This window comes from Candidatus Omnitrophota bacterium (assembly GCA_041653595.1).
In the GTDB taxonomy this organism is placed as follows: domain Bacteria; phylum Omnitrophota; class Gorgyraeia; order Pluralincolimonadales; family Pluralincolimonadaceae; genus Pluralincolimonas.
On record JBAZFB010000018.1, the window covers coordinates 7,699 to 23,857 of the forward strand.

Below are 16,159 nucleotides of genomic sequence, written 5' to 3' on the forward strand. Positions count from 1 at the left end.
CGAGCCTGGGTACCGCGGTCTCAAATACATCTATCGCGAGCTTCGCGAACTCATCCGGCCTCGGCGCCTTAAGGTGGCAGTCTGACTTGAACTGCCCGATCGCGAGCCCGTATGAATTCTTCAGCGCGCCGGTGAGCACCATCAGGTCGTGCGTCTTCATCTTCGGGACGGAGATGACGCCGTCGGCCTCTTTCGCCCAGACCGATATCGGCATCCCCTTTATGTTCTGCGCCTTGTCGAAGTCTACAAGCTTTACGCCCTCTTCCTCGCAGACTTTTTTTATCCCGGATTCCCCGTATGTCGAACCGGCGTCCCTCTGCCCCATCCCGCCGGGCGAATCCCCGACGATGATCTCGGCGCCCGCGCCCTTAACGAGGCGTATGACGGCCCGCAGGACCTCGGGATGCGTATTTACGCCGGACTCGGGCGGCCTTGAAGAGAGGACGTTCGGTTTAAGCAGTATCTTCTCGCCTTTTTTGACGAAGGCGGCGATGCCGCCGACCAGGTCCACCGCCTCTTTTACGGCGGAGCAGACCTTGCCTGTATCGTACGAATCCGCTCTTACTATCGAGACTTTCGGGCCCATGGCTAACTAGGGATCGCTATCAATTTATACAGGAACACGAAAAATATAACGGCCGAATTATGGATTATATGCACCGCTATCGACGGGACGACAGAGCCGGTCTTCTCGTAAAGGTACGCCAGGAGGATGCCGAGCGCGAATATCGGGAAGAACGAGACTATGTTCATATGCAGCATCGCGAAGACGAACGAGACGAGAAGTATCGCGTTGGTCACCCCTATCTTCTTCCTGAACACCGGATACGCGAATCCCCTGAAGAAGAGCTCCTCGGCGACCGGCCCGATGATGGTGACAAGCGCCGTAAGGATAAGGAGGAGCTTCGTCCCCTTCGCCTCGTAGAGTATCTCGAGCGCCTTCGTCTCGGGCGGCTCATAACTGAATATCCTGAGGCCGATGAATACTATGATCATTATGACAGCCAGGACCGGTATGATGACAAGATAGCCGCCGATGGCGACCCTCATGTTCCTCTTTATGTTCTTAAAAATGAGCCCCAGCCCGGCGAGACCGCTTTTAAATTTATTTACCGCGAAATGCGCTACTATGGCCAGGCCGATGATATCTACCAGGGTCGCGTTAAGAACGCCGAAGAACACCTCGTTGGGGTTATCTACTTTCATTAGGTCGAACATATTGGCCTCTGCCCATTGGAGCGCATAGGAGAAAAAATAGAACGTGATTATTACCCTCAGGATATCCGTTAACTGCCAGGGCACATCCGGCGGTGAGCCGTAGGCAACCATCAGGTCGCGGCCGTTAAGCTTGCGCGATATGCATCTTATCCCGAGGACAAGGCCCGCCAAAAGGGCGACCGCGCTCAAGAATGTGCTGGCCGTGACCGCGAAACCGAGGAGCTTGTCGCCCGCGAGCAACTCCCTTATCCTCTCTTCCTGCGCGAGCACCTCTTTAGGCGTAAGTATCTTATGCGTTTTCTTCTTCTCGGCAAGCCTCTCTTTCCTCTCGGGCGAGGGCGACACCGCCAGGAATATCTCGGTCGCTATTATAAAAGAGAGCATCAAAAGGTAGATCCGGTTCCCGCCCGCGAACCTCCTTAGCTTATCCCACGACATTTAGTCTCCTCGGCCTGAACTTGACCTTTAATTCCCCGGTCGCGACCCTCTCGCATTCCCTCATATCCACGCCTTCCTGGCCGACGCAGGTCACCTCGACCTCGGGCAGCTTCTCCCTGCATTCAACGATGAATTTCTTCACCTCCCCAAAAGTCTCAGGCCCAAAAACCGGCCTGCAGATCTTATTATAGGCATCCTTATCCGCGGCGTTCAGGCTTACGCTCACGCGGTCTATGAGCCCGGCGAGGTCACCGGCGATGCTCCTTTTATTTATGAGGTTCCCGTGGCCGTTAGTCGTAAGGCGGATCTTCGCGCCCTTCTTTTTCAGGGCCTTCGCGACTTCGATCATGCAGTCGAGGCGCAAAGTGGGTTCGCCGTATCCGCAGAAGACTATCTCATCGTATCCGGCCGGGTCGCCGACCGCCTCGATGATCTCTTTTGCCGACGGTTCCCCTTTAAGGCGCAGGTTGTGCCCCATCACGAAATCGGTCGTCTTGGTGACACAGAATTCGCAGTCGCTGGTGCACCTGTTGGTGAGGTTTATATAAAGGGAGTCCCTTATTTTATATGTGATGGATGATCCCGGCGCGGCGCCGACCCCGAAGAGCCGCGCGCAGTTAAGCGTCGTCACCCTCGCGACGTCCTGGGGGGTAAGGCCTTTCAGCTTCGCTATCTCTTCGACGGCTTTCAACATATAGGAAGGCTCGTTCCTTTTCCCGCGCATCCCTTCAGGCGCCAGGTAAGGCGCGTCGGTCTCGACCAATATCCTGTCCATCGGGACGAGGCTTTTCACGAGCTCGCGCAGCTTGGAGGCGTTCTTGAAAGTGATATTGCAGGTGAATGAGACATACATCCCGAGGTCGAGGACGGCGTTTAGCAGTTCTTCATCGGCCGGGAAGCAATGGATAACGCCTTTTACCGGAGCTGCCATTTCTTTTTTCAGTATCTTCAGCAGGTCCGCCTTCGCTGAAGTACTTTTGCCTTCAGCTACGGTGGATAAATCCTCGCGCGCGTCGCGGCAGTGGATTATGAGGGGCAGGTCCGTCTCTTTCGCGAGGCGGAGGAATTCCCTGAATGCCGTCTGCTGTAACCCGGCAGGCGAGAGGTTCCTGTAGTAATCGAGGCCGACTTCGCCTATGGCGACGACCTTTTTATCATTGGCCAGGCCCTTTATCTCGGAAAATGAGGACGCGTTCAGTTCCTTCGCGTCATGGGGATGGATACCAACCGAGGCGTATACGCTGTCATATTTATTCGCGAGCTCGACCGACCTCTTCGAGCCCTCTAGGCTGCTCGCGACATTTATTATGTATTCTATCCCGGCTGCCCTGGCCCTCTTTATCACTTCTTCCCTGTCCGGATCGAACTCCGGGAAATCGAGGTGGCAGTGGGTATCGACGAGTTTACCCTGAGCCGGGGCGAAGGGCTTGTCCTGAGCGAAGCCGAAGGGACGCATCATTTCGCCTTTGTGTCGATGCGGGGGAATAGCGGGGCGCCTTTCCTTATTTCCGTATCCGGCTTGGTAAGGCCCCATCCTTCCATATCGGAAAAGCGCGCCCCGGAAAGCGGCGCGGCCATCCCTATCTGTCCCCACATCTTCTCGGCCGAGGCGGGTATGAACGGCGAAACGGCTATAGTCACGATACGCAACGTCTCGGCCAGGTTATATATCACGTCACTGAGGCGGTCTTTCTTCCCCTGTTTGTCGAGCGTCCACGGCGCCTGGACCTCGATATATTTATTCGCCTTGTTTATTAGCTCCCATATCGAAGCCAAAGTGCCCGCAAAATCCAATTCGGCCATGGACGCGTCTATCTTCCCCGGCAGGTCCTTTGAGAGGGCCTTCAATTCATCGTCAACGGCATCTTTTGTACCTGCGGGTGACGGCACTTTACCGCCGTAATATTTTTCGATCATCGTAAGCGTCCTGTTAAGGAGGTTGCCGATGTCATTGGCGAGGTCGGTATTGAGCCTGGAGACGAGCGCGGCCTCGGAATAGGCGCCGTCGAGGCCGTAGGTCACCTCCCTGAGGAGGAAATACCTTAACGGGTCAGACCCGTACTTATTTATGAGCTCGAACGGGTCGACGACGTTGCCTTTCGATTTGGACATCTTTTCCGCGTCCTTGCCTATGAGCCAGAAGCCGTGAGCGAAGACCGTCTTCGGCAGCTCTATGCCGGACGCGCGCAGCATTATAGGCCAGTAGACCGCATGGAACCTTATTATGTCCTTGCCGACTATATGGACATCGGCGGGCCAGAATTTGTTGAATTTCTGCTTATCCTTAAGGTAGCCGATCCCCGATATGTAATTTACGAGGGCGTCGAACCAGACGTAAGCGACGTGGTCCTTGGAAAAAGGGATGGGTATGCCCCATTCGAGGCGCGATCTCGGGCGCGAGATGCACAGGTCCTGGAGCGGCTGGCTGAGGAAACTCAATATTTCGTTCCGGCGCGAGACAGGCTTTATGAATTCGGGGTGCTCATTAATATATTTAACGAGCCAGTCCTGGTATTTCGAGAGCTTGAAGAACCAGTTCGTCTCCGCTATCTCCTCGAGCGGGCGCTTGCACTCGGGGCAGGTATTCCCATCGAGCTGGTTTTTCGGATAGAACGCCTCGCACGAGCCGCAATACCATCCTTTATATTCGGATTCGTAGAATTCGCCCTTATTATAGAGATCGGTGAGGACCGCCTGCACGACCTCGATATGGCGCTCGTCGGTAGTCCTTATGAAATCATCGTAAGATATGGAGAGGAGTTTCCACAGTTCGAGGGAAGGCTTCACGACCGAATCGGTGAATTCTTTCGGGGACTTTCCCGCCTCGGCTGCGGCCTTCGCGACCTTCTGGCCGTGCTCATCCGTGCCGGTCAGGAAGAATACCTCTTCCCCCTTGAGCCGGTGGTAGCGCGCCAGCGTGTCGGCAGAGACGCTCTCGGAACAGTGGCCTATATGCGGTTTCGCATTTACATAATATATGGCTGTGGTGACGTAAAACTTTTTCATTTTCTCTGGTTGCGGTGCATTTCGCAGCCCTTGGGGCATTTGCAGCCGAGCTCGACGAACTTCCCCTCCCCGCAGTCAACCGTTATCGAGCGTTTGAGCGCGTTCACCGAGATGACCTTGCCCGCGCATCCCTCGAGGTTGACCTTCTCGCCTTCCTTGGGAAGGCCCTTCAATAATTCGACGTATAATTTATGCTCGTATCCGAGGCAGCACATCAGCCTGCCGCACACGCCCGAGATCTTCGCCGGGTTTAGCGGGAGGTTCTGCTCCTTGGCCATCTTTATCGTGACCGGCTCGAAATCCTTGAGGAACGTCGCGCAGCAGAGGCATTTGCCGCAAGGGCCGAACCCGCCCAAAAGCCGCGCCTCATCGCGGACGCCAATCTGCTTGAGCTCTATGCGCGCCTTGAATATGCGCGCAAGGTCTTTTACTAACTCCCTGAAATCTACGCGCCCCTCCGCCGTGAAATAGAAGAGGAGCTTCGACCTGTCGAAGGTATATTCGGCGTCGATGAGCTTCATCTTCAGCCCGTGCTCGATTATCTTCTTCTGGCAGGTGGTGAAGGCCTCTTTCGTCTTCTCGCGGTTCTTCTTTATCTGGTCGAGGTCGCCGGCCGTGGCGATCCTCAGTATCTTGCGGAGCGGCTCTTCGCCGGAGACCTGGGAGACGGATTCCGCGCCGGATATCGCCTCGCCGTAATCCACGCCCCTGTCGGCCTCGACGATGACGGCGTCGCCGATCTTCGGCTTCGTGTTCCCGAGCTCGAAATACGACGTCTTGCCGCCTTCCCTTAACCTTATCTGGACCACTTCGAACATTTTATTCCCCTAAGTTATGTTAAGCCGCATGCAGGAGAGCGCGATCTTTATGTTGGCGTTCCTTTTTATCTGCTCCTGCGTGTCGGCGATTATCTCGATTATCCTCTCGAGCCTCTCTGCCGGATACCTCGCGGCGTCGCGCGCTATATCCGCGGCCCTGTCAAGGTTAACGAGCAGGCCCTGGTCCTTCGAAAGGCTGAAGACCAAAAGGTCCCTGAAATATACGGCCAGCGCGTTCAATGTTTCGTTTATCTTTTCGCGTGGCTCGCCGTATAACCATGTATCCTCATAGCCGAACTGTTTCGGCGTCAAAAATTCGTCGACTATCCTGTTCCTCTTGGCCAGCGCCTCGCCCTCGAGGACCTCTATCGCCCTGCCAAGGCGCCCCTCGGAGAACCTGGAGACGCAGGCCGCCTTCTTCTCGTCGAGCCCGTATCTTTCGATGAGCTCTTTCATTATCGCGCGCTCGCCCAACGGATGGAAGAGGACCTTCTGGCACCGCGATACTATCGTCGGCTGCAGCTTGAACATATTCGAGGCGAGCAGCACGAGGACCGTATCTTTCGGCGGCTCCTCGAGCGTCTTCAGCAGCGAGTTCGCGGCTTCCTCTGTCATCTTATCCGCGCCGTCGATCGTAAAGACCTTCGTCCGGCCTTCGTAAGGCTTAAGCGACATCGCGCCCTCTATCTTGCGGATCGCGTCGATGCCTATCTGCGATGATTTCCCTTCAGGGGAGAGGACGACGGCGTCGGGATGTATCCCGGCTTCTATCTTTTTGCAGGGGACGCACTCACCGCAAGGCTCGGCGCCTCCCCTTTCGCAATTGAGCGCCGCGGCGAAAACCTTCGCCAAAAGCGACTTACCCACGCCTTCCGGGCCTATAAAAAGGTACGCGTGCGCGAGGCGGCTTTCTTCTATAGCTTTCTTCAAAAGGCCTGCGGCGAGTTCCTGTCCGATGACCTTGTTAAATGACATGCAATACGGCTCTTCTTATTTTATCCTGGACCGCGGTGACCGGCGCGTCGGTCGTCCGGATCACTTTTATCCTGCGCGGTTCCTTCTTCGCTATCTTCAGGTAACCGTCCCTGACCTTCTTATGGAACCGGACGGGTTTTATCTCCATCCTGTCTTTTACCCCGGCGCGTTTCAGCCCTGTTCTTGTATCCACGTCGAGCAATATCGTCAGGTCGGGTTTAAGGCCGCCTGTCGCGAGCCTTCCCGCCGAATCGATCATTTTCAGGCCGAGGCCGGCGCCGTAACCCTGGTAGGCGACCGTCGCGTCATGGAACCTGTCGCAGACCACGATATATCCCTTGGCCAGCGCGGGTCTTATTATCTCCTCGACTATCTGCGCGCGCGCCGCGAGAAACAGGAAAAGTTCGCAGGCGGCCGACATCTTTTTGTTCTTCTTGTCGAGGAGCACCTTGCGGACCGCTTCGCCGATCTTAGTGCCGCCGGGTTCGCGCGTATGCAGCACCCTGAGGCCGCCCTTCTTCAGGCGGGCGCAAAGCAGGCGCGAATGCGTAGATTTTCCGGACCCTTCCGGGCCTTCGATAGTGATGAATTTTCCGCGCCGCATCCGTTATCCTTTTACGCCGGTGAGCTTGATCGACTCGACGAAGTAGCGCTGGGTGAAGATGAAGATTATGACGATGGGCAGCATAGCCATGACCGAACCCGCCATCAGGAGATGCCAGTCGGTCGAGTACTGTGTCTTGAACGATTCCAGCCCTATCGGCAGCGTCCTCATGCTGTCTGTGTTGGTGACCAGGAGAGGCCACATGAAATTCCCCCAGTTTCCCATGAAGGTAAAGACAGTCAGCGTCGCCAGGGCCGGTTTCGAGAGAGGCAATATTATCGTCCAGAATATGCGGAAAAAGCCGCATCCGTCTATCTTCGCCGCGTCCTCAAGGTCCTTCGGCAATGTCATGAAGAACTGCCTGAGCATGAACGTCCCGTAAGCGGAGAATATCATCGGGATGATCAGCGCTTTATACGTATCGACCCACCCGAAGAGCCTCATCAGGACGTAGACCGGTATCATCGTGACCGATCCCGGGATCATCATCGTCGCCAGGTACGCGAAGAAGAGCTTGTCCCTGCCCGGGAAAGTCAGGCGCGAGAACGCGTAAGCCGCCATCGAGCTCGTCAAGACCTGCCCGATAGTGACGGCGAGGCCGACGAATATGGAATTCAGGTAGAATTTCGCGAACGGCACCACCCTGAAGGCCTCGGCGTAGTTCTCCCATTTGAACATCGTGGGGACGAACATCTGTATCCAGTTCTTGGGCTGGATGAATATCGCGTCCAGCGTCTTCAGTGAAGTCGTCGTCATCCACAGGAAAGGCATTATCATCGAAATGGCGCCGATGACCAGGACAGTATAAGCGAAAAACTGCAGCCCCTTTTCCTTGGAACCCGCCGCGCTCCTGCGCTTTATCTTCTTTTCTGCCATATGGTCCGCCCCTTAGTAATGAACAAGCTTCCCGCCGTATCTCCAATTAACGAGCGAGAAGGCGAATATCACGATGAAGAGGAACCACGCGATCGCTGAGGCATAACCTACGTTCTGCCAGGTATAAAGATTATTGAAGATGTAATATTCGATGGTAGTCGTCGCCCCGCCCGGCCCGCCGCCGGTCATTATATACGCCTGCATAAAACCGCCCTGGAACCCGCCGATTATGCTCATTAAAAATATGAAGAACGTCGTCGGGCTTATCTGGGGCCACGTTATCGCCCAGAACTTCTGCCAGCCGTTCGCCCCGTCTATCTCGGCCGCCTCGTAGAAATCCCTCGGTATCCCCTGCAGCGCGGCGAGGTAAAGTATCATGTTCATTCCGCCTATCGCGATCCAGAAATTCATGAGCATCAACGACGGCTTCGCCCATCCCGGGGAATTGAGCCATAACGGCCCCGGTATAACGAAGCCGAGGAATTTCCCGATCCAGTAGATTATATTGTTGAGCATCCCGAAATCTGGATTGAATATCCACAGCCAGAGTATGGCCACGGCCACTCCCGGGCATATCGAAGGCAGGAAGAAGAGCGTCCTGAAGACCGACTCGCCTTTGATCTTGCGGTTTAGCGCGATCGCCAGGCCAAGGGACGCCATCATGCATATCGGTATCGAGAACATCAGGAACAGGGTATTCCAGAGATACTGCCAGAATTTGGTGTCGTTGACGACCAGGCTGCCTCCCTCGGAATGGAATCCGAGCAGCTTGACGAAATTATCTATGCCGACGAATTTGGGCGCCGACGTTATATCCCATGCGTAGAAACTCAACAGCAGGGACACGAAGACCGGCAGGAAAGTAAAGACCATGAACCCGATGAGGTTCGGTGAAAGGAACAAATACGCCGCGAGCGTCTCTTTTCCGCGTGCCTTAAGTGCCATCTATACCTTGCGCCTCCAGTAAGTCTTTTCCTTGTCGTCTTCCAGGATGATACCCTTCCCGGCCAGCTCTTCCCTTATCCTGTCGGATTCCTTGAAATCCTTCTTATTCTTCGCCTCTATGCGGGCGTCGACCAGTTTCTGTATCTCATTATCCGACATACCCTTTGATGCTGTCTTGAAGCTCAGGCCCAGGATACCGCCCAGTTCCCGAAGGGTATTTTCAAGATATTTTATCACAGAAGCGTCTTCATTTCTATCAAGTATTTTGTTCCCGGCGCTGACCAGGTCGAAGAGCGACCCCAGGGCGGCGGGCGTATTGAAATTATCGTCCATGCCGGACTCGAACGCGGCCTTTGATCCGTCTATCCCGCCGTTATTTTTCGCCGCGGCGGCCTTCTTCCCGGCGAGGCGCCTCTCTATTTTGTCAAACAGGACAAGGAATCTTTCGTAGGCGCTCTTCGCCGCTTCCATCTTCTCCCACGTGAAATCTACCGGGTGCGAATAATGCGCGCCGAGGAAGAATATCTTCAGGACGTCCGAGGGATAACGCGCGAGGACATCCTTGATCGAGACGTAATTGCCGAGCGATTTGGACATCTTCTCGCCGTTTATCGTCAAAAGCCCGTTATGTATCCAGTAATTCGCGAAGGACTTTCCTGTCGCGCATTCCGACTGAGCGATCTCGTTCTCGTGGTGCGGGAAGATGAGGTCGCGCCCGCCTCCGTGGATATCGAAGTTGTCGCCCAGGTATTTCGTCGACATCGCCGAGCATTCTATGTGCCAGCCCGGCCTGCCCTTGCCCCACGGCGAATCCCATTCCGGCTCGTTAGCCTTCGCCGACTTCCACAAAGCGAAATCGAGGGCGTCCTTTTTCTTTTCGGTCGCCTCAGACCTGGTGCCTTCCAACATCTGGTCTTTGTCCTGGTTCGAGAGCTTCCCGTAACCGCCTGACTTCCTCACGTCAAAATAAACATCCCCGCCAGAGGTATACGCGTAACCTTTGTCGATAATGACGGCGATCATTTTTATTATATCTTTTATGTGCTCGGTCGCCTTCGGTTCCTTGTCGGCCTTGGCGATGCCCAGGGACGCCATATCCCCGTAAAAACTCTCCGTGTACCGCTGGGCAATCTCTTTTACCGCGCTGTTCAGGTCCTTGCCGAAAAGCGGGGAATTTTTATCTTCGATCTCGTAGCGAGCCCTGTTTATTATCTTGTCGTCGACATCGGTGATATTTTTTATGAACGTTACTTTGTATCCGCGGTATCCGAGGTAATTCCTGATGAAATCGAATATGAAGGCGCTCCTGGCGTGGCCGAGATGGCATTCATCATAGACCGTGACGCCGCAGACGTACATGCGGGCCTCTCCGGCCCTGATGGGCTTGAACTCTTCGAGCTTGCGTGTCAGGGTGTTATGTATGAGGATGGGCATGAAATCTATTTAGGGTCCTGGTGGTGCTTTTTTATATGTCCGTTTATCTTGTCTATCTCGTCCTGCAGGTGCTGCAAGGCCTGCACCAACGGATCCGGCAGGTTCGTATGGTCGAGCCTTATGCCGTGGACTATCTTGCCTTCCTGTTTGACGATCCTTCCGGGGACGCCGACGACAGTCGAATCGTCCGGCACATCTTTGACGACGACGGCATTGGCGCCTATCAGGACGTCGTCGCCTATCTTTATATTTCCCAGCACTTTCGCGCCGGTCCCGACGACGACATTATTCCCGAGCGTAGGATGGCGCTTGCCTTTCTCCTTGCCGGTGCCGCCGAGGGTCACTCCCTGGTAGAGTGTGACGTTATCGCCTATTATCGACGTCTCGCCGATGACGACTCCCATGCCGTGGTCTATGAAAAGCCCTTTCCCGATCTCGGCGCCCGGATGTATCTCTATCCCGGTCAGGAATCTCGCATACTGCGATATCAGGCGTGGGATGACCGGGACGCCCGCGCGGTAAAGCGCGTGCGACATCCTGTAATGTATGATCGCGTGCAGGCCGGAATAAAGCAGTATCACCTCAAACGCGCTCTTCGCGGCCGGGTCGCGCTCGAAGACCGCCTTGATCTCCCCCTTGAATATCATCGAGATAAGCCAGAATTTGATCGCGGCTATCACGATGAGCGCCAATACCACTATCAATAAGACTTGCATCTATTTTATCTCCTCAACAGAAGCTACTGCGTAAGCGGCTATCGCCTCTCCGCGGCCGATCGCGCCCACGCCTTCCTGGGTGGTGGCCTTTATATTTATCCGGTCCCCGTCAATCCCCAATACCGAGGCGAGGGTCTTTTTCATCCTCGCCTTGAAAGGCAGGATCTTCGGCTCTTCCAGGATGAGGGTGGAATCGACGTTTATTATCTTAAAACCGGACGTCTCGGCCAGGACCGCGACCTTATGCAGCAATTCGAGGCTGCTGATGCCTTTGAACTTCGGGTCGTCGTTCGGGAAATGTATCCCGATATCCTCCTTGCCCATGGCGCCCAATATCGCGTCGCATATCGCGTGCAAAAGGACGTCGGCATCCGAATAGCCGTCGAGGCCCTTCACATAAGGGATCTCAACGCCTCCCAAGAACAGCTTGCGCCCTTCAATAAGCCTGTGGATATCATAACCGAGCCCTATTCTCATTTTTCACCCATTAGCATCTTGGCGTATCTAAGGTCTTCCTGCGTCGTTATCTTAATGTTCTTATATGAGCCGTCCACGACCTTCACTTTTATGCCCATCCTCTCGACCAGCGCCGAGTCGTCGGTCGCTTCCGCGCCCTCTGCGCCTTCGGCGAAAGCCTTATCGTATGCCCTTAAAAGGAGGTCCTTCCTGAAGGCCTGCGGCGTCTGGACGTCGACCAGCGTCTCCCTCTTGAGCGTCGCCGCGACAAAATTCCCTTTCTCCACCTCTTTTATGGTCGGCTTGACCGGCACGGCGGCGATAGCCGCGCCGAAGGTCTCGGCCGCGCCGAGCACCGAAGATATCATCTTATTATCTATGAACGGCCTGCAGCCGTCGTGTATGATGACATAATCGGCATCCTCGCTGACGGCGGAAAGCCCGTTCTTGACCGAATCCATACGGCGCTTCCCGCCCGCGACGATCTCCTTGAATTTCTTCAGTTTGGCCTTCTTGAGAAGCAGCCGCGCCTTCGGGAGGTCTGCCTGGTGCGCGACGACGATTATCTCGCCGACCAGGTTCGAATTATCCAGGACCCTTAACGCGTGCAGCAATATCGGGTCCTTCCCGAGCGCCACAAAAGGCTTATGGACTTTCGACTTGAGTCGTTCGCCTTTTCCTGCCGCTGCCACTATCGCAGCCACTTTCATCTTCGGCCTCCTATCGCTGTGATTCCAGCTTCGCGAATATCATCCTTCCCGCCGCCGTCTGCAGGACCGACGTGACTATCACCTTCACCGTCTGCCCTATCAGGTTCCTGGCGTTGTCGATGACCACCATCGTCCCGTCATCGAGATACGCGACCGCCTGGTTATACTCCTTGCCTTCCTTGACTATCTTCGCCTCCATCAACTCGCCCGGTATGACCACGGGTTTCAGCGCGTTGGCGAGCTCGTTTATGTTGAGCACCGATACGCCCTGGAGCTCGGCAATCTTGTTGAGGTTATAGTCGTTGGTGAAGACCTTGGCGTTGAGCATCTTCGCGAGTTTTATGAGTTTCGCGTCGACGTCGCGGATCTCCGGAAGGTCCTCCTCGTGTATAGTCACTTCCATATGCCCGGACTTCCGGATCTTGTTGAGCATATCGAGGCCGCGCCTGCCGCGGTTCCTCTTGATCGGGTCCGCCGAATCGGCTATCTGCTGCAGCTCCTTAAGCACGAACCTCGGGATGATTAATTTCCCTTCTATGAACTTCGTATGGCATATGTCGGCGATCCTGCCGTCTATGATTACGGATGTATCGAGGACTATTATCTCCTCGCGCTGGTCCTCCCTCCTCAATTTGACGTAAGGGATTATTATGCTGAACTCGTCCCTGCCCCTTAACGCCATGACCATGCCCAGATAGGCGAAAATGACTATGAGGACGCCGTTTACGTCCTCCGGCACATTCATCAGCTTGAAGACCTCGATTATAAGCCGTGCAAACAATATGCCGAATACTATCCCGAAGACCGCGGCCGAAAGGCCCTTTATCGAGACCCTCTTCGATGTCAATTCAAGCGCTATTATAAGAAGGCCGAGCAATACGCCCAGGCCTATCCCGATGACCGGGGCGAAATCGCCGAACTGGGTCTTGAAGATGTCCCCCATCCCGAAACCCATCAGGCCGCAAAGAAGCACAAAAAAAGCGCGCACTATCGTGAATGGCATTCCCTGTCTCACCTCCTTTCCTTTATTATCTTCCTATCTCTCTCCTCTGGGCTTCGAAAGCAGTTTCCAGGGGTGAGCCTTAATATCCTTGACGAAAGCGTCCAACTCGTTATACAGGCCCTCGTCCATAAATAGCTTCCCGACGGTCCCTTCCCCGGACTTGACCTTGTCCATGACCGTGTTCGCCGACGCCATGAATTTCCTGAGGTCGAGCATCGTCGCCTTGAACGCGGCCTGCGTCTCCGGGTCGCCGACAAGCTTATTGAAATGTTTTATCGTATCGCCCAAACCGGTCCCTACCTCGTAGGCCTTCTCGGTCAACTTCTCCATCGGCACCGACTCCCTGCCCACAAGCCTCTCGCCCGGTTTTAACGCCTCGCTTCCGGGAGTGCCCGGAAGGATCTCCACATATTTTTCCCCGATAAGCCCGAGCGTGTTTATGAACGCCTCTGCGTCCTTCTCGACTTTTATCTTCTTATCGAGCCAGACATACAAGTCGACGGCCATCCTGTTGGCTTCCTTGTTCTCCACGATCTCGATATTCTTTACCTCGCCGACCTGGACGCCCGCGACCCTTACCGGCGCGGCGACCTCGATGCCGTTGGCAAAACCGAAACGCACCTTTATCGTATATTTCTGCTGGGCATACTTGAGCTCCTTCAGCGAAAAGATCATGGACATCAGTATAGCGATGCCTATCGCCACAAAGATACCGACTTTGAATTCCAGGTCCATCTTTCTCATCTGAGCCTCCTCGAAAAAATGATCATTATGAGTCCTCTGTTATCGGCCCTGTGGCCGCGCCGGTTATGAATTGTTTTACAACCGGGTTCTTGGTGTTCTTTATCTCGTCCGGCGTGCCGCTCTCTACGATCTTTCCCTTGTAGAGCATCGCGATCCTGTCGGCTATCTTATAGGCCGAGGTCATATCGTGCGTGACGGCCACTGCGGTGGTCTTCAGCTTCGCCTGAAGGTCCTTGATGAGGTCGTTCACCGCGTCCGCCATTATCGGGTCGACGCCGGTCGTCGGCTCATCATAAAGGATTATCTTCGGGTTCATGCATATTGCGCGGGCGAGGCCGACGCGCTTCCTCATTCCGCCGGAAAGCTCCGCCGGGCTCAGGTGTTCTATGCCCCGCAGGCCTACGAGCTCCAGGCATTCGGCCACCCTCTTGTCTATGGCCTTAACGTCCATCTTGCTATGTTCTATAAGATTGAAGGCCACGTTATCTCGCACGTTCAGGGAATCGAAGAGCGCCGCGCCCTGGAAGAGCATGCCGAATTTCAGCCTCAATTCATTCAGGCCCTTCGCGTCGAGCCTGGTTATATCCTGTCCGTCGACGATGACCTGCCCGGAATCGGGCTTCATCAAGCCGATTATATGTTTCAGGGTAACGCTCTTCCCTATGCCGGAACGGCCTATGATCACGATAGTTTCCCCATCGCGGATCGTGAGGTTCATGTTATCGAGGACCATGTGATCCTCGAACGATTTGCTTACATTTATCAATTCTATCATATTTAGAATGCAAACCCAAAATAGAACAACGCGGTAAAGAGGCAGTCGGCAGCGATTATAAGTATGAACGAGATGACGACCGCCTTAGTCGTCGCCGCCCCGACCCCCTGGGCGCCCCCTTCGACCCTCATCCCCTCGTAACAGGCGACTATACATATTATGACGCCGAAAGCGAAGGCCTTGATGATGCCGGTGACGATATCTTTGATGTGAAGCGGGTTCCAGGTCATGTCCCAGTAAAGGTTATGGAGTATGTTCAGCCTCCAGACGCCGATCATATACCCGCCGAATATGCCTACGATGTCGGCGTATATCGTCAACAGCGGCAGCATGAAAAAGAGCGCGATGAACCTGGGCACCACGAGATATTTTATCGGGTTCGTCGCCAGCGTCTCGAGCGCGTCTATCTGCTCGGTCACTTTCATAGTGCCGAGTTCGGCGGCTATCGAAGCGCCGATTCGCCCCGCGACCACAAGCGCGGTCAGGACCGGCCCCAATTCCCTCGTGATCGAGAGCGCTACGAGGCTCGCTATATATAGTTTCGCCTCCATCTTCTGCATCTGGTAAGCGCTCTGCAATGCCAGGACCATGCCGGTAAAAAGGCTGGTAAGAAAGACTATCGGCAGGCTGTCGACCCCGATCTTGACCATCTGGTCCAGGACCTGCCTGCGCTTGAGCGGCGGCACGAATGCCCAGAACACCGTCCGCACGAAGAGGACGGATATCCCGCCGGCGTAACGGATAAAATTCAGGAACCTTTCGCCTAGCGTCGTTATCCAACCGTTCATACTATCAGAACCTCACTTTGTGTTCGACCCCGAAGAAATCCTCGTTCTCCTTCATCTTCAATTTCGTATTCGCCTGGTTCGCGAGTTTAGTCTCCGCGTCCATTGTCCCCTGCCGCGGCACCCGGTTGCCCTGTTGGGACTCGTAAGTCTTCAGGTTGACCTTGAACTGTTCGTTCGCGTCCGCCCCGGCCGCGTATTCCCCGCCGGCCGGCGATTTCATCGTACTCTCGCCAGCCCACACGATCGTGTTCGGGTCGGCCTTTATCAGGACGTTGCGGAAGAGGCGCGGCGTCCCGATATCCCGCAGGTCCACCTTTCCTTCGAATAAAAGGACCTGATCACCAGTATAGACTTTTGAATCGATAAATTCAAGAGCAGAACTCTTTCCCCTTATAGTGATCTTCGCAGAATTGTAGAGCACCGTGCTTATGTTTCCGTTAAGGAACTCGAGCTGGCCGTCAATACTCGCCTCCTTGCCGACGCCGCCGCTGATGTTCATATCGCCGAAGACGAGCCCGGATACCGCCCCCTTCTCCATCACGAGGTCGGTAAGGCCTTCGAGCTGCGCCCCCTTGAATTTAAAATGGAGGTCGAGGCCGCCCTTCCCTCCTACGCCGACGGTGCCGTTCGCGTAAACGACATCTCCGTAATTG

At 55.0% G+C, this 16,159-nt stretch carries 18 protein-coding genes; all 18 read right to left on the bottom strand.

The window, feature by feature from the left end; genetic code table 11:
* Positions 1 to 586, bottom strand: a 586-nt coding sequence (locus WC317_06730; protein MFA5339821.1) for a DUF362 domain-containing protein, incomplete at its 3' end; no start/stop codon positions are given.
* 2 nt (positions 587 to 588) lie between these two features.
* Positions 589 to 1,656 (bottom strand): CPBP family intramembrane glutamic endopeptidase, encoded by a 1,068-nt coding sequence (locus tag WC317_06735; GenBank protein ID MFA5339822.1) that lies wholly within the window; start codon positions 1,654 to 1,656, stop codon positions 589 to 591.
* Positions 1,643 to 3,112: a TatD family hydrolase gene (locus WC317_06740; GenBank protein ID MFA5339823.1), complete on the bottom strand. Its 1,470-nt coding sequence runs from the start codon at positions 3,110 to 3,112 to the stop codon at positions 1,643 to 1,645. The genes WC317_06735 and WC317_06740 overlap by 14 nt, the downstream gene beginning before the upstream one ends.
* Positions 3,112 to 4,662 (bottom strand): methionine--tRNA ligase, encoded by a 1,551-nt coding sequence (gene metG / locus WC317_06745; protein ID MFA5339824.1) that lies wholly within the window; start codon positions 4,660 to 4,662, stop codon positions 3,112 to 3,114. Before metG ends, WC317_06740 begins: the two co-directional genes overlap by 1 nt.
* Positions 4,659 to 5,480: a stage 0 sporulation family protein gene (locus tag WC317_06750; GenBank protein ID MFA5339825.1), complete on the bottom strand. Its 822-nt coding sequence runs from the start codon at positions 5,478 to 5,480 to the stop codon at positions 4,659 to 4,661. Before WC317_06750 ends, metG begins: the two co-directional genes overlap by 4 nt.
* A 9-nt stretch (positions 5,481 to 5,489) precedes the next feature.
* A complete protein-coding gene (holB, locus tag WC317_06755; protein MFA5339826.1) occupies positions 5,490 to 6,455 on the bottom strand; it encodes a DNA polymerase III subunit delta' in 966 nt (321 codons plus the stop codon).
* Entirely contained in the window at positions 6,445 to 7,059 is a 615-nt protein-coding gene (gene tmk, locus WC317_06760) for a dTMP kinase (GenBank protein MFA5339827.1), read from the bottom strand. Before tmk ends, holB begins: the two co-directional genes overlap by 11 nt.
* Before the next feature lie 3 nt (positions 7,060 to 7,062).
* Positions 7,063 to 7,935, bottom strand: coding sequence for a carbohydrate ABC transporter permease (locus WC317_06765; GenBank protein ID MFA5339828.1), 873 nt, complete (start codon positions 7,933 to 7,935; stop codon positions 7,063 to 7,065).
* Positions 7,936 to 7,947: 12 nt separating this feature from the next.
* Entirely contained in the window at positions 7,948 to 8,880 is a 933-nt protein-coding gene (locus WC317_06770; GenBank protein MFA5339829.1) for a sugar ABC transporter permease, read from the bottom strand.
* Complete coding sequence (gene cysS / locus WC317_06775) at positions 8,881 to 10,314, bottom strand: cysteine--tRNA ligase (GenBank protein MFA5339830.1); 1,434 nt, start codon at positions 10,312 to 10,314, stop codon at positions 8,881 to 8,883.
* 5 nt (positions 10,315 to 10,319) lie between these two features.
* Positions 10,320 to 10,961 carry a serine O-acetyltransferase gene (cysE, locus tag WC317_06780; GenBank protein ID MFA5339831.1) on the bottom strand — a complete coding sequence of 214 codons (642 nt, stop codon included), beginning with the start codon at positions 10,959 to 10,961 and terminating at the stop codon, positions 10,320 to 10,322.
* Positions 10,962 to 11,030: 69 nt separating this feature from the next.
* Complete coding sequence (gene ispF / locus WC317_06785) at positions 11,031 to 11,507, bottom strand: 2-C-methyl-D-erythritol 2,4-cyclodiphosphate synthase (GenBank protein ID MFA5339832.1); 477 nt, start codon at positions 11,505 to 11,507, stop codon at positions 11,031 to 11,033.
* The gene (gene ispD / locus WC317_06790; protein MFA5339833.1) at positions 11,504 to 12,196 is read right to left on the bottom strand and encodes a 2-C-methyl-D-erythritol 4-phosphate cytidylyltransferase; all 693 of its coding nucleotides are present in this window, start codon (positions 12,194 to 12,196) and stop codon (positions 11,504 to 11,506) included. Before ispD ends, ispF begins: the two co-directional genes overlap by 4 nt.
* 10 nt (positions 12,197 to 12,206) lie before the next feature.
* Positions 12,207 to 13,199 (bottom strand): PIN domain-containing protein, encoded by a 993-nt coding sequence (locus WC317_06795; protein MFA5339834.1) that lies wholly within the window; start codon positions 13,197 to 13,199, stop codon positions 12,207 to 12,209.
* Between the two features lie 33 nt (positions 13,200 to 13,232).
* Positions 13,233 to 13,943 carry an MlaD family protein gene (locus tag WC317_06800; protein ID MFA5339835.1) on the bottom strand — a complete coding sequence of 237 codons (711 nt, stop codon included), beginning with the start codon at positions 13,941 to 13,943 and terminating at the stop codon, positions 13,233 to 13,235.
* A gap of 25 nt (positions 13,944 to 13,968) precedes the next feature.
* A complete protein-coding gene (locus tag WC317_06805) occupies positions 13,969 to 14,718 on the bottom strand; it encodes an ABC transporter ATP-binding protein (GenBank protein MFA5339836.1) in 750 nt (249 codons plus the stop codon).
* 2 nt (positions 14,719 to 14,720) lie between these two features.
* Positions 14,721 to 15,506 carry an ABC transporter permease gene (locus tag WC317_06810; GenBank protein MFA5339837.1) on the bottom strand — a complete coding sequence of 262 codons (786 nt, stop codon included), beginning with the start codon at positions 15,504 to 15,506 and terminating at the stop codon, positions 14,721 to 14,723.
* Between the two features lie 4 nt (positions 15,507 to 15,510).
* The coding region (locus WC317_06815) for a hypothetical protein (protein MFA5339838.1) at positions 15,511 to 16,159 on the bottom strand (649 nt) is incomplete at its 5' end.